Raw genomic sequence first — 19,916 nt, 5'->3', positions numbered from 1 at the left:
TGCGTTAGGCGACTATAAGGAGGGTCACCTCACAAACGCAAGTGTTGACTGCGTTAAGGTGTGGGCATGAACGAGCGACAGCGCGCCCGGCGGCCCGGCGGGCGCAGTGCCCGCGTCGGCGCGCAGGTGCACCAAGCGGTCACCGACCTGATCACTGAGCGCGGCTACGGCAACTTCACCGTCGGCGAGGTCGCAGCCCGCGCGGGCGTGGCCGACAGCAGCATCTACCGCCGGTGGGGCAGCCTCGAAGCCCTGCTCACCGATGTGGCGCTCACCCGCCTCAATGCGCGGTCGCCGATGCCCGACACCGGGAGCCTCGCCGGCGACCTGCGCACATATGCGGCCCAAGTGGCCCGCGAGATCACCGGACCCGACGGTCCGGCGGTGCTGCACCTGGCCTTCGCCCTGTCGAACAGCGGTCAGCACGGTCTACAGGCTGGTGCCGGCCTCCGCGCCGAACGCACCAGGCAACTGCAGTCCATGCTCGACCGCGCCCGCGACCGTGGCGAGCCCGCACCCGACGCCTTCGACGTGCTGGACCACATCCTGGCCCCGATGTATATCCGCGTCTTGTTCGGCATGGTCCCGCTCACCCCGGACTACATCGACGGGCTGGTCGACCGACTGCTGTGACCTCAACCCAGTTCCCGCCTTGTGGAGATGTGTGAGATCCGCCGCGGCGACGAGCGCAGCTGGCAGTGCGCCGTGACCGAGGCCCGCGCCGTGTACGACCACCGGCCGCTGGCCACGGCGGAGGAGCTGGAGCAGTTCGAGACCGACGTGCTGTCCGGGTTCGTCCGCGCGCGATCCTCGGCGGGACTGACGGAAGGCGTGATCCGCGGGGACGTCGATCGCCTGGAAGGACCTTCGAAGAAGGCGCCGGAGGGTGGCAGAGCCCGGAGTAGCGCTTCCACCGCCACCCCGTACGCGTGTTCCGCTGGCGTCGAGTACCCGATGACCAGACCGTCCCCCGCCGGCATCGCGGCCCGTGGGTGCCGGAACTCGGCGAGGCCGTCCAGCGCGATCCCCTGCCAGGACGCGGCCTTGACCGCGGACGCCTCCGTGCCGGGCGGCAGACGAAGGACCGCATGCAGTCCCGCCGCGATGCCGGTGGCCGTGATGTGCGGGGCCCGTGCGGCGAGGGCGGTGACGAGCTGGTCGCGGCGGTGCCGGTAGCGCTGCCGCATCCGGCGGATGTGCCGGTCGTACTGCCCGGAGGCGATGAAGTCGGCGAGCGTGAGCTGGTCGAGGACGCTCGCCCACGCCTCCCGCTTGCCCTTGGCGGCGAGCACGCCGTCGACGAGCTACCGGCTCGCGGCGTCCGGTGCGGTGCATCGCAAGGCGGAGCCTCGCCCGCGTACTGTATGTGCTCGGGTGGTGCGACAACGCGGCCAGGTGCCTTGCCGGGCGTCGCGAGCCGGTGAACCTTTCCGGGCGCAGCACTGCACTAGGAAGAGGGGCTGCCGCCAGGGGACTGACCGGCTGTGGCTCCGTCGCCGTTGCTGCCGGGCGCGGGGAGGGCGGGGGGACCCTCCGGTGCCGGAGGAAGTGGCGCGGGAGGTAGCGGATCAAGGCCCAACTCGGCTCGTTTGTACTCGGCACGGTCTCCGCGTACCGCTTCGAGATCAGGCGGACCGAATCGCACGAGACCCCGACCCGCTCCGCGATCACCGCCCGCGGAGCGACCTCGCCGGCCGAGGTGTCCAACGCGAGCAGCACCCGCGCCCGCCTGATCATCGACGCGCTGCGGACCCCCGTCGTCGTCACACGCTCCAACGCCCGACGGTCTTCGGCACTCAAGACAACCGGATACTTCTTCTGCGAGGACACGGCACCCCTGCCTGGCCGAACGGAAGCATCAAGCAAAGCCTGCCCGACCCCAACTCCACCAACCAGAACGACACTTAGTCGCGACAATCTACTACTGCTGGATTCCTCTTTAGCTGGGTATATGTCCTGGTGGCGGGGTAGTTGTGGGTGCTCGGGGGCGGGTGCTGGCGTTGGTTTTATGGGCACGACCGGAGCGTGATGAGGACGAGCGGGCTGTCGTTCGTCGGCTGGCGCGGGCGCGGAAGGCACCGCGGGATGCGGTGATGCGAGCCCGGATGATCGAGCTGAGCTGGTCGGGGCTGCGGGTGCCGGCGATCGCCATGGAGCTGGACTGCAGCCAGAAAACGGTCCGCTGCTGGCTGCACCGCTTCAACCGATCGGGCCTGCAGGGACTGGATGATCTGGGTGGGCGGGGCCGCAAACGACGGATCACCGAGCAGGAACGATCCCGGATCATTTCCCTGGTCAAGACCGTGCCGCCGGGGCGGCTGCGGTGGGAACCTGTCGGGGAACTGTGGGCCTTCGACGAGTCAGGGCCGTCCGAGTGGACGCTGGATTCTCTGGCCGCGGCGGCGCGGGCCGAAGGGATTGAGGTGGGCCGCTCGCAGGTGCGCCGCATCCTGCTCGCCGAGGGCGTGCGCTGGCGCCGCACCCGGTCCTGGATGCGGTCGAAGGACCCGGACTTCGTCCCAAAAGGACAAGGATCATCGGCCTTTACACCCGCCCGCCCGACGACGCGACGGTGATCTGCGCCGACGAGCTGGGGCCGGTGATCCCCCGGGCCTTCCCGCCCGCACCCGCCTGGTCACCCGACGGGCACCGGATCAAATCTGAGCTCGACTACAGCCGCGGTCCGGAGAAAACCTGGGTCTACGGAGCCTTACGTGTCCGGGACGGCCAGCAGATCACCATGACCGCTTCCTCCCGCAACAGCGTGTTCTACCAGCGATTTCTGCAACAGGTCGAGGACGCCAACCCGACCGGGGAGATCTGGATCGTCACCGACAACCTGTCCAGCCACAACAGCCTGTCCACCCGGATCTGGCTCGAGGACCATCCCCGCATCCGCCACGCCTTCATCCCCGTCGGCGCGTGCTGGCTCAACCTGCAGGAAGGCTGGTGGCGCATCTTCCGCAAGGCCGCCCTCGCCGGTCGGTCATTCGCCACCCCCGACGACATCGCCCAGGCCACGACCCTCGCAACCGACCAGCTCAACTCCCGTGCCCGCCCCTGGATCTGGGGCCGAACCGCACCACCAACCCGCTCTCTACGACGCCGATATGTGTACCTCCTTTGAGGAACCCAGCAGTAGTGGTCCTCCGACCGGGACCGCGGACGGTGCCGCGTGGCAGGTCGGGAGCCGGACGTCGTCGTCCAGTCGGAGCCGCCGCTGCGCCACCGCGGCCGCGTGGCCGCCCCCTGCACCCTCCCGCGCGCCGCGCGCGGCCTGGGCCGGCCGGGGGCGGTCCCGTCGGGACCGGCGGCTGGCGCCTCCGGTGCCGGATGCGGGTACGGCTTGGCGGGCTGGCCGTGCGCTTCCCGGAAGGCCGACGTCGTCGCCCAGGCCAGCCTGGGATTGACGGCGAATTCGGAGCGCACCTGCGCGAGCCGTGACAGACGGCCGGCGCCGGTGTCTCGGATCAGACGCCGTACCTCCTCCTCCTTCAGGGAGTTGTCGAATATCCCGAGCAGCGTCGAGCAGAAGTAGAGGTAGGCGAGCATCTCCAGACGCAGCCGGTTCAGCTTCTCATGGGCGCTCCGCACCGCCTCGGCATCGGTGGTACGGGGAGCCGTACCGACCGGGATGCGGTCCATCTCGGCAAGCAGGGAGGCGGAGGTCGGTGCCTGCGTACGGTCCAGGACCTCGTGGAGGGTGCACAGGAAGACACCGGTGTCCGGTTCCAGGTCGGAGTGCTGTGCGGCGATCTCCAGTGCGTGGACCTTGCGCTCCAGGTCGGCCCGCACCATGGCCCGGGTCAGGGCTTCCAGCGTGCGATCGGGTCCCGGCTTCCCTTTCGCGAGGGAGACCAGGCTGCGGGCCGCGCGGATGAGGTCCCGCGGCAGCCCTCCGGAGACGACGTGACAGAGGCAGAGGAAGGCTTCGGGCAGACCGATGACGCGCTGTCTCATCAGGGTCCGCGACATCGAGAGGTCGGCCGGACGGACGTCCACGACGGTGTCCAGCGACGAGTCGAACGCGTCCCGGACGGGCAGCCCGCGCCGCTCGAACGAGCTCATGGAGCCCTTTCCAACCTCCCATGTCAGCTGGGAAGTTGGGATGACAGACAGATGAAGCCCCTGGTAGATGGGTTTTCGACCAAGAGAACCGTGTCCACCAGAGGCTTCGTATGCTTGTCTACCCGTCCGGCGTCGACGTGTCCAGCTCTGCCCTGCGCTTCCTCGCCGCTCGCCTGAGGGAGCACCGCCGCGCTCTCGGAACCCGATGGCGGCGCCTGAATGCAGGCCGACAGGCCCTGCTCACCCTCGCCCACCTCCGCAACGGCCAGCCCTACGCCCAGCTCGCGGCCGGATTCGGAATCGGCACCACCACCGCCTACCGATACATCACCGAGGCCGTCAACCTCCTGGCCGCCCTCGCCCCCACCCTCACCGAAGCCGTACGAGCGGCGTCGGCGAAGGCATACGTGATCCTGGACGGGACGCTCCTGCCCATCGACCGAATCGCCGCCGATCGCCCGTTCTATTCGGGCAAACACAAGAAGCACGGCATGAACGTGCAGGTAATAGCCGATCCGAAGGGGCGTCTGATGTGGGCTTCACCAGCCTTGGCCGGCGCCGTCCACGATGTCCGGGCCGCACGCGAGCACAGCATCATCGAGGCACTCGCCGAGGCCGACATCACCTGCTGGGCTGACAAGGGCTACCAGGGCGCAGGCGGCACGGTCCGTCTCCCTTACCGCGGCCGATGGGACAGCCTCTCCGCCGGCCAGCAGGCCGTCAACCGGTCCCACGCAAAGATCCGCGCACTGGTCGAGCAGGCGATCGCCACCCTCAAGTCCTGGCGCCTCCTCCGCAAACTCCGCTGTTCGACGACCCGGATCACGAGCCTCGTCCAAGCCGTCCTGGTCCTCCAGCTCGCCGCCACGGGCTGAGATCAACCCGCAGCATTCACCAGGTCCGTCAATTCGGCCTCGGTCGTCCCAGCCCGCAGACGAACCTCGAAGGTGTAACCCTCATCGCAGAACACCAGGTCAAGGAGCATGGGTGTCAGCCTGCGGAAGACGATCGCCAACCAGATCGCGTCTTCCTCCCAGACGTCCATGTACAGGCAGGTACCGTCCTCGTGCAGATACGCCTCACCTGGGCCGTTCTCCGTCTCGAACTGCCATATGAGGCTGCGCACTTCGCTGCGGTGCATCGAGTCGATCTCGACCTCAGACCACCGGGCACGGATCGCGTCCGTCAGCGCATCCCGATCGATGCGCCATCCGCCCGCATCACCCTCGACCACCGCCAAGAACGTCATAGCCAGGGTCTACCAGACGTCCGTGACACATCGCCGATCAGCTGTCGCCTGAAGTTGGAATGGGCTCATGGCGTTGTCCGAGACGGAAATCAGATAGAAACACTCCTCCCGCCCGAAGATTCCCTTGATGTCGTTGATGAACTGATAGACCTGGTCATTGGCGTCGATCTTGTCGAGTTCGTCGATGCCGATGAAGACCTTGCGGCGGCTGCGCTTCAGTGTCCGCAAAAAGCCGTTCAGCCGGGCCACGAGTTCGGGGAATCCCATGGGATTCTCGGTCATCGTCGTATTCGCGGAGGAACCGGCCTCGATGCCCACGGGGGTCTTGATCCCGGCGGACCATGTTCGAGACATCGATTGCTGGTACACCAGCCCACGGAGCAGTATCGAAGCCTCGGCCGCCTCCGAGCCGTGAGCCGCCTCGATCGCGGCGGACTCGTCGGCGCCCCGCCGGCGGTCCCCGCGGTAGGTCGTCCAGAAGACCCCGCCCAGGCAGGAGGCGAAGATCAGGATGATGGCCGAGGCCAGATGGGCCGGCGGTGTCCAGTGCTTGCCGGCGATGATCAGCAGGGCGACCCCCCAGCAGCCCGCGAACGCGAGGACGATTATGACGACGATGTCCAGCGGTGTGGAAGCCGCTGAACCCTCCTCCTCCTCCCCGCGGGACCGCCGGGACAGGTAGTCATCGGGTACGACGGCGGCGCACACCCTGGAGAAGAGCAGCAGGATGAACTCCCGCGCGTCGTACTTGACCGGCGCCGGGACCAGCACTCGTACCGGTGGCTTGTCGGCCAGCGACTCCGCGACCGGGGCGTGCTCCTTGGAGCAGTAGTGCCGCAGCAACGTGGTCTTCCCGACGCCACGGGGCCCGGAGATGCCGATGCTGCCGCCGGGCATCGTCGAGATCAGCTGGTCGATCTCCCGCACCGCGGGCACCGTGATGAGGAACTGCGGGTCCTCCAGCTCCGCCAGCCCTTTGGGGTCACGGATGTCGAGAGAGAGGGAGTACGAGGGTCTCCGATCGTTGATCTCCTCCCGCAGGAGCGTGGGCACCGCTCGCCACCGCAGGGCCGCCTTCCAGTCCCTGCGCGCGGTCTCCAGATTGCTCTTCAGCACCAGGTACCGCTCCGCCGCGGCGGCCCCGCGCCGGCGGCCACGGACCTTACTGTGCACAGCACGCCACCCGATCGCGCCCATGGCGAGGACGATGAAGACACCGGCGGCGTTTCCGGCGATTCCGCCGGTGACGAAGAAGGCCGCGGCGAAGAGCAGGCCGATCGCAGCCCCGACGAACGCGACCAGGAGCACGAGGACTCTCCTCGGTATGGCCCATCGGGTCTTCGCGGCGAGTGCCTCACCCATGGCCCGGGTCCGCGCCTCAAGCTCCTGGAGTCGGCTGAACTCGGGCGCATAAGCGGACTCCAGTTTGTCCCGCTTCTTCTTTATCTCCTTCCTTAATTCGTCTGGAGAAATGTGGGCATCCGCCATACCCGAGATGATTTCCGGGTCGTTCTCCAGAGCGTGAGATATCGCACTATCTATTTCCTGCTGCTGTGTCTCTTCCCAGTTCATCATCACCACTCACCTGCCGTCAGAGGCGGCTCCCCGTCGCTCCCCCTCCTTCCAGACTGGTCCGGTCGCGGACGCCCCGCAATCCAGGCCGAGACCATCTCATCGGGTATTTCGACGTCGGTGAACCCGGCGGCTTCGAGGCGGTGCGGTACTCCGCGAAGGACAAGACGCCGACGACGGGTATCCCGTAGGGCGTTCCAGTTGCAGGGGTGGATCGCCCTCCACCCCGAATGCGCGGGCCATGACCCTGATCGCCCTCGACAACCCGGGGCCAGCTGGCGGGCAGCTGGACGCTCGTCGTGACTGCGGTGGCTCGTGTGGAGGGCTTCTCACCAGACATGGTCCTTGCCTGAACCGATGCTGACCTTGGACGTGGACAGCCCTGTGCTGCCCTCCGGGTGGGCAGTCGAGCCGAAGTTATGGACAGGGTTGATTCTGTCCGTTGTCCACTCCGGTGTCCGTGAGCAACCAGGTTTGGCGAAAGGCGACATTGGCGTAGCGGCAGATGACGATGCCCGATGCGGGTTGCCGACACTGCTGCGCCCGTCGCAGGTTCGTGAGCAGTGCCGCGGGTATCGTCGCTACTCGACGCCTGCATCGCGTAGCAAACTCCGCCAGTGGGCGAGGCCGCGCCGGGTAGTGAGGGTGACGGCATGGTCCGAGCCCAGCACCCGCAGGCAATCGTCTAGCAGGTCGGCGAGGGCGACCACCGCGCCCGCAGCGTCCCCCGCCTCCCCCCGCCAGTGGGCAAGGTCGTTCCGGGTGGTGAGGGTGTCGGGGTGGTCCGGGCCCAGCACCCGCAGCTGGTCCTTCAGGAGTTCGGCGGTGGCGGCGGCCGCACCCGCGGCATCCCCCGCCTCACCCCGCAAGTAGGCGAGGTTCATCCGGGTGGTGAAGATGTCAGGGTGGTCCGGGCCCAGCACCCGCAGCCGGTCCTTCAGGAGTTCCGCGAAGGCGGCGGCCGCACCCGCGACATCCCCGGCCCTAGCCTGCCAGAAGGCAAGGTGGTTTCGGGTGGTGAAGATGTCAGGGTGTTCCGGGCCCAGCACCCGCAGCTGGTCCTTCAGGAGCTGGGTGGTGGCGGCGCCCGCGCCCGCGACATCCCCCGCCTCACCCCGCCACCGGGCAAGGTGGCGTCGGGTGGTAAGGGTGTCGGGGTGGTCCGGGCCCTGCACCCGCAGCTGCTCCTTCAGGAGTTCGGCGGTGGCGGCGGCCGCACCCGCGGCATCCCCTGCTTCCCCTCGCAAGTAGGCGAGGTTCATCCGGGTGGTGAGGGTGTCGGGGTGGTCCGGGCCCAGCACCCGCAGCTGCTCCTTCAGGAGTTCGGCGGTGGCGGCGGCCGCACCCGCGGCATCCCCCGCCTTCCCTCGCAAGTAGGCGAGGTTCATCCGGGTGGTGAGGGTGTCGGGGTGGTCCGGGCCCAGCACCCGCAGCCGGTCCTTCAGGAGTTCGGCGAAGGCGGCGGCCGCACCCGCGGCATCCCCCGCCCTAGCCCGACAGGAGGCGAGGTTGTGCCGGGTGGTGAGGGTGTCGGGGTGGTCCGGGCCCTGCACCCGCAGCCGGTCCTTCAGGAGTTCGGCGAAGGCTGCGGCCGCACCCGCGGCATCCCCCGCCTCACCCCGCCAGGAGGCGAGGCTGTTCCGAGTGGTGATGGTGCCGGGGTGGTCCGGGCCCTGCACCCGCAGCCGGTCCTTCAGGAGTTCGGCGAAGGCGGCGGCCGCACCCGCGGCATCCCCCGCCTCACCCCGCCAGGAGGCGAGGTTGTGCCGGGTGGTGAGGGTGTCAGGGTCATCCCGGCCCTGCACCCGCAGCCGGTCCTTCAGGAGTTCGGCGAAGGCGGCGGCCGCACCCGCGGCATCCCCCGCCTCACCCCGCCAGGAGGCGAGGTTCATCCGGGTGGTGAGGGTGTCGGGGTGGTCCGGGCCCTGCACCCGCAGCTGGTCTTTCAGGAGTTCGGCGGTGGCGGCGGCCGCACCCGCGGCATCCCCCGCCTTCCCCCGACAGGAGGCGAGGCTGCCCTGGGCGGCGAGGGTGTCGGGGTGGTCCGGGCCCAGGTGGAGGGTTGTGGCGATGGTGAGGTGGTGGAAGTAATCGCAGGCAGCTGTGACTTGGCCAGTGTTGTCGAGACTGTGCCCCGCCCGGTACAGCACGCTGTGGACGTCCGGCCGGTACAACGAGTCCCCAGCTTTGTCGGCGAGGGCGGTGGTGTTGGCGCGCAGGGCTGCGGCGAGGGCGGTGTCGCGTTCGACGTCGGGCCATGCGGTGAGGAGGGCGTCGGCGGCGGTGCGGGCCAGTGGCTGGTGCTGTTCGGGGTCGAGGGTGTCGCGAACGGCGCGCTGGACGAGCTGGTGGATGCGGACGGCGGTCGCTGGGGCGTTCGGTGTGTGCTCGATGAGGCTGAGACGGCGAAGAGCGCTCAACGCCGCTCGGGCCTCTTGATCGGTCACCGAAGGAGCAGCCGGGTTCGTGCCAGCGCGACGGGCAAAGCGGGCAATCAGACCACGGCGTTTGACTAGGGCGGGTGCCTGGTCTGCGGATATTGCTGTATGAACCTCGCTTGGTCGGTCTGCAGTCCGATGGTGAGCGAGATGGACACGGGCAGGGATGCTGGTGAGGACGGTGCCGGGGATGCCGTTGGGGTCAAGGAAGGCGGCGAGGTTGAGCATGGGGCGGGCCAGGCCCGCGGGGCGGAGGGTATCTGCGTGTTCAATGGACAGCGACCACGTGGCGGCGACGGTGAGGGATTGCTCGTCGGGCAGGACGCTGGGAGCGGTGTCGCGCAGGGCGGTGGTGCGGTCGGCGAGCAGGCGCCGGTACGCGGTGGGGGTCATGCCGGTGTCGGCGAGTTCGCCGATGTAGGCGGCGGCCTGGGCCAAGGCGAGGGGCAGGTGGCCGAGGTCACCAGCAAGTGCGTCCAGCTCCTCAAGGGACTGGGCCAGGCCGTAGCGGTCGAGCACGCCCGCGAGGTATGCGCGAGACTCGCCGGGTGAGAAGACGCCGACGGTGATGAGATGGCGGCCGGCGAGCAGGGCGGGGTCCTGACGGCGGGTGGTCACGAGCGTCCGTCCGGTCGGCGAAGGCGGCGGCCACAGTCCCCTCATTGCTGTCGGGTCGGCAAGGTCGTCCAGCACGATCAGCCATCGGCACCGGGGCTGGATGGCCTTGGGTGCCAGCCAGGCCAGGAACGCCTCTGCCGCCAGTTCCGGATCCTCGGGCGCGGCCGAGCCGATCAGTTGGGCGGCGGCGTCGGCGTAGGTGCCGACGACGGCGGCCTTGGTGGCAGCGGTGACCCACACCAGCACGTCCACCTCGCCGTCCTCCATCGCGCTGCGGGCGTAGTGGGCGGCGAGCTGGCTCTTGCCGACTCCTCCGAGCCCCGCCACCACACCCGCAGCACCACTCGTTGCCGACAGCCCTGCGCGGGCGCTGGGGGCTGCCTGCCCCAGGACAGCCGCGCCACCGCCAGCCAGCGCTTCCGCGAGCTCAGTGATTTCGGCGCGGTGCTGAAAGTAGGCAGCCGCTGGGGGCGGGGTGCCCACCTGGTGCGGCCACCGGGCCGGCGGCCGCGGGGCCGCGTACTGGTTGACCTGGCCGATCTCCCCCGCGGCGATGCTGTCGTTGGAGGCACTGATGGCGGGCGTCGTCCCGGCAGGCACGGCAACTCCGGCCGGGGCGGTCGTGGTGCCGGGTGCGGTCAGCCCTTGGCCGCACCCGGCTGCTGAGGGTTTGCGCCCCCGGTCGTGACCGGGCCGTCGATCCGCATGGCCACAACGGATCCGCCTTCCGCGTGCATCTCCGCGTTGCCACCGATGACGATGCCGTTGTCGGAGGCGGTCATCCTGCCTGCGGCCTGCACTTCCTCCACCGCGGCCTTTAACGCGGCCGCGAACTCCTCGTCGCGTTCGGCGGCCTCGTCGAGGGAGTCCGCCAGCCGCCGCCGGGTACGCTCGGAAAGCTCTTCCCGGCCCTCCTCGGCCTCCTCCCGAGCCCGTTCCAGTGCCGGGTCCTGCCCGAGCTTGCCGCTGACCACGGAGTGGAGACGGTCCATCCCGGCGTCCAGAGCCCGGTCGACCTCGCTGTCCGCACGCCCCCCGATCCGCCTCGCCTTGCGCACCGCCCACGCAAACACGTAGCCCGCCGCGATCTCGACACCTGGAAACATGACGACCCCCCTCAAAGCCGACCGGAAGTTCCAATCGGACCGTACCCGCGTCAGGATGCCGGGCACCGCCGATTGCCGCTTATGGGCAGATCTGTTACCTGGTCTGCGACGAACCGCACCGCGGAGACCAGTCCCGATGCTGGGTTCTCGGTGAGAAGCATGCCGAGCATCCGCACCATCCCCCACTGCATCGCCCACCCCAGCTTCGAGGCCGGCGGGGCTGGGCCGCGCCAATGGTCCGGGTCAGGACGGTGATGGCGGGCAAGGTCGCCTCTGGGTGGTCAGGGGAACGACTGTGGCCCCCTTGCGCAGGGCGTCGTTTTCGAGGGCAAGCTGTCGGATGGCCTCCTCGTACAGCGCGAGAGTCCGGCGCAGGTCGGTGTTCTCCTGTCGCAGTCGGCTGAGGTTCTCCTCCCTTCTCACATCGGGCGGGGACTCCGGGTGCGTCGTGGGCAGTGCAGGCGCGGGGATGCGAGGCCGAAAGTGCGTGTCGATGAGGTTGGTGTAATGGCGGTGGAAGGTGGCGTGCGGGATGCCGAGGCGGCGCTCGACCGCTGTGATGGTCGGCCGCCGCCCGCTTGTGGCCGCTTCCTCAAGGACAGCGTCGATGGCAGCCTTGACGGTGTCGGCGTCGGGCAGGGAACGTTTCACGGGGCGGTCTCCGGAGCGTGGCGGGCGAGGAAGGCGGCCGTCTCACGGTGCTGTTCCTGAAGGCGATGGAGGATGTAGGGGGCGAGACGGTCGCCGTCGTTCAGGGTCTTTTCCAGTTCGGTGAGGTGGCCGGTGAGGGCCTGGTGGTTGGTGGGCGTGAGGGCCGTATTCCGGCAGGCCAGGGGCTGGCAGTCGGCCATGACCGGCTGGTCGGTAGCGCTGGCCGGATTCCGGCACAGGGCGCGGTCGGGGTTGTAGACGCAGGTGAGGAAGGTCCCCGGGTACACGTGCGGGTCGTGGCGGGCGAGGATGCGGCGCAGGCGGGCTTCGTCGGTGACGACCTGGCCGTCGAAGGCGGCGTGGCGGGCGAACTCGGCGAGGCGGGCTTCGGCTTCCGCACCGGCCGGCCCGGTCAGCGCCGGGCGGTCCTCTGCAGCCATGTCGGCGAGCAACTGGCCTCGGGCGAGGGCTTCTTCGGCCTCGACCTCGTCGCGGAACCCGGAGTCGCTGGTGCCCGCATAGCCTTCGAACATTTGAATGCACTGGTGGCGGTACTGCAGGGCCCCGGCGATGGTGCCGCCGGGGCGGCGGGCGATGAACCAGGCCAGGGTCCGCCGGAACTGGCGCGTGGTCAGCCGAGGCGGTCGGCCCCGCTCCTCGGGAACCCCGTCCGGACGCCCGCGTTCGGTGCAGTAGGTGTTGATCCAGGAGATCAGGAATGCGATGTCTTTGATGGTGGTGTTGCTGCTGGGCACCGGGAAGGGCGTGCGGCGCTGGCGGTAGCTGCGTGAGCTGGGCGGCGGCGCGAACAGGTAGGGCTGGTCATCCGGCTGGAACCGTTCCAGGACGGCGATGGCCCGGGCGACGGGGGCGGTGACGATCCAGGTGGCCTCCACGCCGTGGACGTCTTCGCCTTTGAAGGCGAGGCTCCGCAGCCGGTGCCGGTAAACGTGGCCGTCCGGGGCGCGCTGGATGCTCAGGCAGCCGCGCTTGAGGTGTTTGATCTCGGAGTCGCGCATGCCGGAGAGGTAGGCGATCACGATCAAGCAGGACACCTGCAGCAGCCGTTCCAGCCGTCCAACCTCGTAGTACGAGATCCGTTCCAGCCACGGTGCGCCGTCCAGCCGGCCCTGGACAGCGTGTGTGAGCGGGCAATCGGTATCGACGCCGACGCCGCACGCGGCATCGGCGATCATCTGCCGTGGGCGGGGCTTGTCCACCCGGTGCTCGGGATAGCCCAGCAGGCGGGCCAGGTAACTGGTGCTGGGGAAGGGATGCCCGCGGCGCGCGGTGGCAAGACTCGCCGGAGCCGCCGGAAGCGGGTGCCTGCGGCGCCGGTAGCCGTCCAGCAGGTCGCCCAGGGCTGTCAGCAGATCGGGCCCGGCGGGTGAGCGGGTGTCGATGGCATCGCGCTCGCTGCGGGCGGCCAGGACATCGACCGCGAAGTTGTCGACCCAGTGCAACGCCCAGGTCAGCAGCGGGCCCACGACCTGCTCGGGGATTCGGTCGGTGAGGTTCTCGCCAGGGGTTCTGCGGTGAGTACGCGCCCATGCCTGCCAGGCCGAACGGCGCAGCGGGTCCTGCCCGAGGTGATCAGGCAGCCGGTCCGGTAGACCCACAGCATCCGCACCGCCCGCCGGTGGCAGCGTGTGGCGGTGCCGGACAGCCGCAAGAAGGTGACCTCCCGGTGATAGTCGTCAAGGTCCTCGCCGGTGACCTGCCCCAGAGTGCGGCCGCAGGCATGGACCCACAGCAGGAAGCGGCGCACACAGCCGTAGTAGGTGCGGATGCTTTCAATTGCCAAGGGCAGCTCCCCGGGCGGCATGTCTTGAGTGAGCAGCGCGTAGAACAGGTGCTTGGTGACGTCGACCAGCGGTGTCGGCAGAACGGTGAAGTCCAGCCGGAACAACTTGCGGTCCGCCCGAAGCCACGCCGGCGTGAGCACCCACATGTCATCGGCGTACCGGGACGTCTCCTCCAGCACGACATCGTCGCGCAGCGGACGCTTGGCCAGCACCAGGGCATCACCGGGCACCGCAGCTGGCCGCACGGGGGTTTCCGGGACGCTGGTCACGGCAGCTCCTTCGGGCCGTCCAGCAGGTCGAGCGGCAGGACCGGTTTCACCTGCGCTGCGGCGGCGCGCTGGGCGGGGCTGAAGCGGGGCAGGATGTCGCGGGTGAGGATCTGCCAGGTCGCGCCGTGCCGGGCGCCCCACTGCTCGACATCGTGCCGCTGGAGGTCCTCGCGAAGCGCGTCGATCAGGGCAAGCAGAGCGGGCAAGTGCCGCTCCAGTACGAGGGCGTTGGAACAGCCGAAGCAGCTCAGGAACGACTTGCGGCACCGGCCGCCGCTGGGATGGTGCTCGATGTCCAGGCACGAGGTGGCGAGCGTGTCGAGTGCGCCCGCCTCGGCCCGTCGCTGTACGGACTCCGGCACGGCACTGGGGTCGGCGCCGCCCAGGCGGACCACGACAGAACGGGCCTGCCGTTCGGCGTCGGTGATCGCCTCGGTCAGCACGTCGGCGGCCCACTCGGTGATGAACGGGTCCGCGCGCAGGTAGTGCGCGAAGGAGGTCTGCGCGGTGTTGGTCAGGCGCGCGGACGGCAGGTGGCCGCCGACCTGCTTGGCCGTGCGCGCTTCGACTGTTGTCTTGATCCGGGTGAGGCGCATCTGCAGGGGTGCACCGCTATCACCGACCAGGCCGTGGCGGGCCGCCCACTGCCCGAGCCTGAGCTTGCGGGCCAGTTCGGCGTCGAACGCGCCGGTGTGTCCGCCAGTCGACGCGTTCTTGACGGCTCCGTGGCCGTTGCCTGCCCAGATCGACCACACCGATGCCGTGCCAGAAAACGCCCGGCTGCGGGCCATAATCCGGTGCAACAGCAGGTAGAAGCTGCCGGCCGTCTTCATCTGCCGGGCCGGATCGTCATCTACACTCCAGTGCACGCTGGTGTGCGAGTTGGCCTTGCCGCGCCGGCGCTTGGTCAAGGTCACCGCCACCGCACGGCCTTCCAGGAAACGGTGCTCGGCGGGCAGTTCCTTCAGCGTCTCCGGGTTCCGGCCGGACAGTACCGCCGCGTAGATCATCAGCGGGGTGAGGTCCTCGGCGACCACGAACAGCTGCCGGGCCTGCTCGTAGCAGGCTGCCGGATACTCGCCCACGGATAGCCCTCGGTAGTCGACCTGGACCCGGCCCGTACGGGCCATCGCCTCCAGTCGGGCGCCCTGTTCGCGCTCGGCCGCAGACAGGGCTCCGGGCTCGGTGAGGAACTGCTTCAGCAGTCGCTCGCCAGCGGCGATCCGGTCGCGGATGGCCACCACGTCGGAGCGGGCGGCGGCCGTGATGGCCGCCAGCTCGCGATCGGAGTAGCCGGGCTGGCCGGTCTGCTGGGCATCCACCCCGTGGCCGCGCTGTCCGAGGTAGTCCGCCGCTGTGCCATGAAGCCGGTCCTGGCCGGGCAACTCTCGCATGAGCAGCAGCAGGTCCTGCAGATTCTTGCGGGCCGACTTCTCGCTGCACGTCTCCCTGCGCGACATCAGGTAACGCTCCAGGTGCCGCACCCGTAGCTCCTCCACCCGCTGTGGCGGCACCGGAAGCCGGTCCAGCAGGACGAGGAACCGCTTGATCGACTGCCACTGCCCCATCGCCGCCCGTTGGGTCCGCCGCCCACCCCCAGGCCCGATCCGGGTGCCGAGCGCGTGCGCGAAGTCCCGGTGCATCCCCGGCAGCGGCAGCCCGGCGAACCAGAACACGCACTCACGGCCGTCCTCGCCCACGAACCGCACCACCGGCGAACCGCCGTCCTCGGGCACCTCCACCACGGGCGGCGGCTGGTAGAAGCCGTCCGGTACCGCCGCCGCGCTCCCGCGGCGCGCCCTCGGCACGCCCCGGATCATTCGGCGACCGCCGGCTGCTCAAGCCAGCCCTCGTCACTGACCCCGGCAGGCTCCCATGCCCCTTCCGGGATGAGCTCCAGTCGCGTGCGCATCTCCCGCTCCTGCAACGTGTGCAGGTAGATCGCCGTGGTCGTCGCCGACCGGTGACCGAGCCTGATCCGCACCCAGTTCAACGGATCCCCGAACACCCGTTGATACGTCAGCCGCTGCTGCTCGTTCATCTCGCCCAACGCCTGCAAATGCCCCCGCCACAACAGCTCCAGAGTGATCACCGCGTACGAATGGCGCAGCATGTGCGGAGTCGCGTGCACGTCGACGTTCTGGGCGCGGCACCGCTCGTTGGCGTCGGCGAAGACCTGCTTCCATCCGGACATCGTCATCGGCAGACCCCACTGGTTCAGCCACACCATCGCCGGCTCCCACCCACCGTCCGGCGTGGCCACCAGCAGCCGTCGTCGCTCGGCCTCATCTAGGCGGGCCACCGGCACCCACCCAGCGGCCATCCGCACCCGAGGACGAGCCGGATCCTCCACCAGCAGCGACCTTCGAGTCGGGGTATAGAAGCCGCGCGAGTGGCCGTAGTCGAGCATCTCCCGCCGGTCCCACTCCATGTAGTCGCGCACATCCCGCAGCGCCGACACCGGCCAGTACACCGCCCGCCCCGAGCGGCCCTTGGCAATCGCGTGCGGCAGCACCGCGCGGGCGTTGACGATGCCCGATCCCGGCGGCGGCATCGGCGGCAACTCGAACACCGTCAGCGCCGACTGCTCACACAGCCGCAGCCCGGTACGGATCATGGAGTCCGTGTACGCCGCGTTACGTGCCGCCCACCTGCCGCGGAACGCCGCACGGGGCAGCTCTCCCGCGTCGAACCCGCACAGCCCCACGTTCCGCCACAGTCGGTACGACGTCGGCGGTAGCCACCTCACCTCCCGGCGAGGCCCGGTATGCGACGCTTCCGCCGGCACCTGCCGTACCCCAGCCGAGCCCGCCGACCTGCTCCACGGCGACCAGGCCGCAGCCGCGCGCTGGCGGATCGGATTCGCCCGAACGAGATCCTGTTCGATCGCCCACAGGTAGAACTGGTTGACCGTCGAGACCTCCCGGTCCCACGTCCCGTCCTCTACCCGCGGCCCGTTCTCATCGCGCCGACGCCACCACTCGTACGCCGCACGATCGTCGACCGTGGCGTGTCTCCAGTCGCATTGTCCACGGGCGAACCACAGGAAGTCGAAGAACGTACGCAGGTCCCGAGCGTGCGCAGCCTGTGTATTCCATGGAGAGGATGTCAGCCACACCGAGAAGTACCGGTTCAACGCGACGTCGTACCCGCCCGTCGGGCTGATCAGAAACGGCTGCCTCTCGGGTACGCCCCAGGTGTCCAACCGCTCATCAAGCCTGGTGAACAGCGCGCTGAAGACCCTCAGGAAGGCGGTCACTTGCTGCGGCCACGTCTGCTCCCGGCGAGTGAAGTGCACTCGCCATCCGGTGATCGACATGGCGCTGGACCATATCTCGCGGACAGCTCAACAGCGCATAAGTCAAGTGGGACGGCTACCGCGCTCAGCTCGCCGTGTTCGCGGGCGGCCGGGTGCTGTTGCGCTCCCGGCAAGGGACGGACATGACGGCATCGTTTCCCGAGATCCAGGAGGCGGCGCTCGCGCACTGCTGGCGGACACCGGGCTGGATGGCGAGCTGATGGTGTGGGAGCGGGGGTGGCTGGCGTTCGAGCGGCTGCAGCAGCGCCTTGTGCGGCGCGGGTCCGGGGCAGTCAAGGCCGCTCGCCAGTGGCCTGCACGAGGATCTGGCCGTCGTCGGTGTCCTCGATCCGGGAGGTGACCTGCTCGTCGTCGGCCGGCAGACCGGGGGCCGGGTTGACGGCCGAGTGCCACATGTGTGGTGCGGGGGCGTCGGCGACGGTCGCGCCGGAGGTGTCCTTGTTGGTGGCGGCGTACTGGCAAACCAATCTGACGCTGCGGCAGCTGTCCCCGTTGTTTGGGATCTCGAAGTCTGCGGCCGGGCAGGATCATCGATCGTTTGGGGACTCCGCGCGCTGCGGACCCGCAAACGTTTCAGGAGAGACACTGCAACCTTTAGCCTCGCCACTCCGCTTCCCTTACGTAGCAGCCGGAATATTCGCTGGAGGCCATGGCCTTGGGCATGTCATTGCGCCAATAAAAGATGTCCTCCCGGCTTGCTCCGCCGCGGATTTCATCAACGGCTTTCTTCGAAATAATCAGGCAGAATTTCTTGACCAGTGGGCTGCGATTCCCTGTTCGGCTCAGCTGGAGTGACCCCTCATACCGGCCTGGCTGGAAGCTCCAGCCGTCGGCCTGGAACAAGAAGATCGGCTGCTGAGGTTTGTCCTGGCTGACGAGGAATGGGGCGGGATCGCCCGACCATCTATACGAGATCCATTCAGCAGCGGGGTCGAAGTTCCACGTACCGACCTCTTTCCAATAGAAAACCGGTCTCTTCGAAGAGGAAATCGATCCGACGGGAGTCAGCTGGAAGCGTGCATCACGGATGACCTCGACATCCTGGGTCTTTACTCTGGTGGACACTGTCGGCTGAAGATAGAAATGGGTATCCTTGCCCACCAGTCCGATGCGCATGAGATGTGGAAGCACCAGATCGATTTCAGGCTTCTTTTGAAATTCAGCGAAGTTATACAACGAAAAGACCAGGGCTGCAACAGCCGCAGCTGTAGCAGCCCATTTGTGCACGGCGTCGAAACGACTCCTCTGGGACGTCGTCGCCGCATCATCGCTGTCGACCATGCTCTCATCTTGGCGAAGATCGCAGACCTCAACCCGTTGCACTAGTCCATATGGCCAGCAGATTCAACGCCCAGCCAACTCGGATATACGCCGGAGCCCTGGTATCTCAGTTGGATCAGCTGGTGCTTGGGGTAGAGCACCGCCGCTTCCTGGCCGCTGAGGCGGGCTCACAGCCATACGAGTCTGCACCTCATCTCCTCCAAGCGCTCGGCGGTTTGCTGCTGTACAGCAGTGGAGTACAGCAACCACCGCAGCCACAACCGACCGCAATGGCCATCAGCGGAGACCTCCCAGCCGATAGTTCGCAGCGAAGGGCGAGCACGCCGAGCGATGGCTGTCCCCAATTGCACCACTGGCAACAGGCACTGATCAGCTTTCCAGGCGGTTGGCCCAAGTAACACCACCGCTACATCTACCCGCTGGCTTGGCTGACTGGTGTACTGGAGACATGGGGGACACATGGACAGCCATCAGTGCAGTCAGTGCCGCGATCGGTAGCGGAGTGGTAATCGTCGCCTCTTTTTTCGCCTATTCACAGATCAGGGAAGCGCGCCTGTCCCGGCACGTGCACCTGCTCATCTCTTTCCAGGAAAAATATCATACAACCGGAGCACGTCAATTCCGTCACCGGCTCCTGTCAGGCGAGTTTGGATCTCCTGAAGCCTTCGATCCAAACCAAATGAGCACCGAGGATTTCCACATCTTCTGGCAACTTCACGATCAACTTGAGATGCTAGGTATCCTGGTCGAGAAGGGTCTTCTTGACTTCGACCTAGTACTGGCATGCTTCCATCGATCACCACCTCAAGTTTGGTCCGCCATCGAGCCATACATTTTGGATCGCCGCACGCGCTCATCACCGCTGGAAGGGCGAAACTTCGAACGGTTGGTCCAACGTTACCGCCGTTCCCCTATCCTCCCCGCGGAGTATTGGGATCGGCAGAGCGAGTTGTAGCCGCATGTCGCATAGTGCGCCACACAGCAAGTCGGTGAGGCTGGGCCGACCGACTGGTCGAGCCATTGGAGGGTCGTGGGCCGGGCGCTGCGGATGCAGCCGGGCGAGGGTAAGGTGACCAGCCTGGTGGTGCCGGTGCTGCTGAGTCCTGGCGAGACGGGCGTATCTACACCCGCGGGCGCGGGGAACCTTACTGCCTGTTCTATCGAGTTGCGATCCTCGATCGCCCGAAGGGCGACCGCCACCCGAAACCACTGGTCTCCGTGGTGAAGGTGTCCTCGTTGCGATCCTCGGTCGCCCCGAAGGGCAACCGCCACCAGGTTGGGGGTGCCGCCGGCGACGACGCTCGTGCAATTGCGATCCTCGGTCGCCCCCAAGGGCGACCGCCGCGACCGGTGTCCGTTGCCGGGTCGGATCACCCCGGCGGGCTCGGCAAGTCCCTGGCCCGCTCCGTCGACAAGGGCCGGCTGACCGCCGAGGCCGCCGCCGAGCGGGCGACGTACGTCTTCGTGGCCGCGTCCAGCCGCATCCGGATCAGCGTGATCGTGTGTAAGGCCCGGTTGAGCTGCCGGTCGCCACTGCGGT

The 19,916-nt window shown here is 68.2% G+C and carries 18 protein-coding genes and 2 pseudogenes; 8 read left to right on the top strand and 12 right to left on the bottom strand.

All coding sequences use genetic code 11. The annotated features are described in order from the left end of the window. Window positions 1-66 precede the first annotated feature (66 nt). Window positions 67-633, top strand: a complete 567-nt coding sequence (locus tag ACFY01_RS44985; RefSeq protein WP_390741577.1) for a TetR/AcrR family transcriptional regulator — start codon at window positions 67-69, stop codon at window positions 631-633. A gap of 248 nt (window positions 634-881) precedes the next feature. Here the strand turns inward: ACFY01_RS44985 and ACFY01_RS44980 are convergent. Beyond that, a pseudogene (locus ACFY01_RS44980) lies at window positions 882-1,301 on the bottom strand (PLP-dependent aminotransferase family protein); the annotation flags it as partial. Between the two features lie 672 nt (window positions 1,302-1,973). Here ACFY01_RS44980 and ACFY01_RS44975 point away from each other — a divergent pair. The 3 genes from ACFY01_RS44975 (at window position 1,974) to ACFY01_RS44965 (ending at window position 4,943) form a co-directional block, all read left to right on the top strand. Further along, window positions 1,974-2,576, top strand: coding sequence for a helix-turn-helix domain-containing protein (locus ACFY01_RS44975; RefSeq protein ID WP_390741576.1), 603 nt, complete (start codon window positions 1,974-1,976; stop codon window positions 2,574-2,576). After that, window positions 2,573-3,127, top strand: a complete 555-nt coding sequence (locus tag ACFY01_RS44970; protein ID WP_390741575.1) for a transposase — start codon at window positions 2,573-2,575, stop codon at window positions 3,125-3,127. The genes ACFY01_RS44975 and ACFY01_RS44970 overlap by 4 nt, the downstream gene beginning before the upstream one ends. A gap of 1,051 nt (window positions 3,128-4,178) precedes the next feature. Further along, entirely contained in the window at window positions 4,179-4,943 is a 765-nt protein-coding gene (locus ACFY01_RS44965) for an IS5 family transposase (protein WP_390741574.1), read from the top strand. A 2-nt stretch (window positions 4,944-4,945) separates the two neighbouring features. Here the strand turns inward: ACFY01_RS44965 and ACFY01_RS44960 are convergent, their stop codons facing one another. The 9 genes from ACFY01_RS44960 to ACFY01_RS44920 form a co-directional block, all read right to left on the bottom strand. Then, on the bottom strand, window positions 4,946-5,317 hold the full coding sequence (locus ACFY01_RS44960; RefSeq protein WP_390741573.1) for a hypothetical protein: 372 nt from the start codon (window positions 5,315-5,317) through the stop codon (window positions 4,946-4,948). A 9-nt stretch (window positions 5,318-5,326) separates the two neighbouring features. Then, complete coding sequence (locus ACFY01_RS44955; protein WP_390741572.1) at window positions 5,327-6,892, bottom strand: hypothetical protein; 1,566 nt, start codon at window positions 6,890-6,892, stop codon at window positions 5,327-5,329. A 578-nt stretch (window positions 6,893-7,470) separates the two neighbouring features. Next, window positions 7,471-10,545 (bottom strand): FxSxx-COOH system tetratricopeptide repeat protein, encoded by a 3,075-nt coding sequence (fxsT, locus tag ACFY01_RS44950; RefSeq protein WP_390741571.1) that lies wholly within the window; start codon window positions 10,543-10,545, stop codon window positions 7,471-7,473. Between the two features lie 38 nt (window positions 10,546-10,583). Continuing rightward, window positions 10,584-11,117, bottom strand: a complete 534-nt coding sequence (locus tag ACFY01_RS44945) for a hypothetical protein (RefSeq protein WP_390741570.1) — start codon at window positions 11,115-11,117, stop codon at window positions 10,584-10,586. A gap of 177 nt (window positions 11,118-11,294) precedes the next feature. After that, window positions 11,295-11,702, bottom strand: coding sequence for a hypothetical protein (locus tag ACFY01_RS44940; RefSeq protein WP_390741569.1), 408 nt, complete (start codon window positions 11,700-11,702; stop codon window positions 11,295-11,297). After that, window positions 11,699-13,189, bottom strand: coding sequence for a hypothetical protein (locus ACFY01_RS44935; RefSeq protein WP_390741568.1), 1,491 nt, complete (start codon window positions 13,187-13,189; stop codon window positions 11,699-11,701). Before ACFY01_RS44935 ends, ACFY01_RS44940 begins: the two co-directional genes overlap by 4 nt. Then, window positions 13,174-13,776: a hypothetical protein gene (locus ACFY01_RS44930; protein ID WP_390741567.1), complete on the bottom strand. Its 603-nt coding sequence runs from the start codon at window positions 13,774-13,776 to the stop codon at window positions 13,174-13,176. Before ACFY01_RS44930 ends, ACFY01_RS44935 begins: the two co-directional genes overlap by 16 nt. Then, complete coding sequence (locus tag ACFY01_RS44925) at window positions 13,773-15,584, bottom strand: hypothetical protein (RefSeq protein WP_390741566.1); 1,812 nt, start codon at window positions 15,582-15,584, stop codon at window positions 13,773-13,775. Before ACFY01_RS44925 ends, ACFY01_RS44930 begins: the two co-directional genes overlap by 4 nt. An 8-nt stretch (window positions 15,585-15,592) precedes the next feature. Continuing rightward, the gene (locus ACFY01_RS44920) at window positions 15,593-17,095 is read right to left on the bottom strand and encodes a tyrosine-type recombinase/integrase (protein WP_390741565.1); all 1,503 of its coding nucleotides are present in this window, start codon (window positions 17,093-17,095) and stop codon (window positions 15,593-15,595) included. 74 nt (window positions 17,096-17,169) lie between these two features. Here ACFY01_RS44920 and ACFY01_RS44915 point away from each other — a divergent pair, with 74 nt between their 5' ends. Continuing rightward, window positions 17,170-17,295 carry a hypothetical protein gene (locus tag ACFY01_RS44915; RefSeq protein WP_390741564.1) on the top strand — a complete coding sequence of 42 codons (126 nt, stop codon included), beginning with the start codon at window positions 17,170-17,172 and terminating at the stop codon, window positions 17,293-17,295. A gap of 72 nt (window positions 17,296-17,367) precedes the next feature. Here the strand turns inward: ACFY01_RS44915 and ACFY01_RS44910 are convergent, their stop codons facing one another. Then, window positions 17,368-17,562 (bottom strand): hypothetical protein, encoded by a 195-nt coding sequence (locus ACFY01_RS44910; protein ID WP_390741593.1) that lies wholly within the window; start codon window positions 17,560-17,562, stop codon window positions 17,368-17,370. On the opposite strand from ACFY01_RS44910, the pseudogene ACFY01_RS44905 reads away from it, so the two are divergent. Then, window positions 17,531-17,739, top strand: a pseudogene (locus ACFY01_RS44905) (transposase family protein); the annotation flags it as partial. The gene ACFY01_RS44910 and the pseudogene ACFY01_RS44905 overlap by 32 nt on opposite strands. Here ACFY01_RS44905 and ACFY01_RS44900 read toward each other — a convergent pair. Beyond that, window positions 17,690-18,376, bottom strand: coding sequence for a hypothetical protein (locus tag ACFY01_RS44900; protein WP_390741563.1), 687 nt, complete (start codon window positions 18,374-18,376; stop codon window positions 17,690-17,692). The pseudogene ACFY01_RS44905 and the gene ACFY01_RS44900 sit on opposite strands and share 50 nt — an antisense overlap. Window positions 18,377-18,824: 448 nt before the next feature. Here ACFY01_RS44900 and ACFY01_RS44895 point away from each other — a divergent pair, with 448 nt between their 5' ends. Together ACFY01_RS44895 and ACFY01_RS44890 are read left to right on the top strand one after the other, a co-directional pair. Next, complete coding sequence (locus ACFY01_RS44895) at window positions 18,825-19,331, top strand: hypothetical protein (RefSeq protein ID WP_390741562.1); 507 nt, start codon at window positions 18,825-18,827, stop codon at window positions 19,329-19,331. Between the two features lie 395 nt (window positions 19,332-19,726). After that, a partial coding sequence (locus ACFY01_RS44890; protein ID WP_390741561.1) for a hypothetical protein occupies window positions 19,727-19,916 on the top strand: 190 nt, incomplete at its 3' end.

Source organism: Streptomyces sp. NPDC001480 (assembly GCF_042894725.1).
Classification (GTDB): domain Bacteria; phylum Actinomycetota; class Actinomycetes; order Streptomycetales; family Streptomycetaceae; genus Streptomyces.
This window is presented reverse-complemented; position numbering and strand designations above follow the sequence as displayed.

What these genes read in the sequence shown, in the direction of transcription:
- ACFY01_RS44955 (WP_390741572.1), bottom strand. Translation starts at nt 6,892, where the DNA reads ATGATGAACTGGGAAGAGACACAGCAGCAGGAAATAGATAGTGCGATA.
- ACFY01_RS44900 (WP_390741563.1), bottom strand. Translation starts at nt 18,376, where the DNA reads ATGGTCGACAGCGATGATGCGGCGACGACGTCCCAGAGGAGTCGTTTC.
- ACFY01_RS44895 (WP_390741562.1), top strand. Translation starts at nt 18,825, where the DNA reads ATGGGGGACACATGGACAGCCATCAGTGCAGTCAGTGCCGCGATCGGT.
- ACFY01_RS44965 (WP_390741574.1), top strand. Translation starts at nt 4,179, where the DNA reads ATGCTTGTCTACCCGTCCGGCGTCGACGTGTCCAGCTCTGCCCTGCGC.
- ACFY01_RS44920 (WP_390741565.1), bottom strand. Translation starts at nt 17,095, where the DNA reads ATGTCGATCACCGGATGGCGAGTGCACTTCACTCGCCGGGAGCAGACG.
- ACFY01_RS44985 (WP_390741577.1), top strand. Translation starts at nt 67, where the DNA reads ATGAACGAGCGACAGCGCGCCCGGCGGCCCGGCGGGCGCAGTGCCCGC.
- ACFY01_RS44960 (WP_390741573.1), bottom strand. Translation starts at nt 5,317, where the DNA reads ATGACGTTCTTGGCGGTGGTCGAGGGTGATGCGGGCGGATGGCGCATC.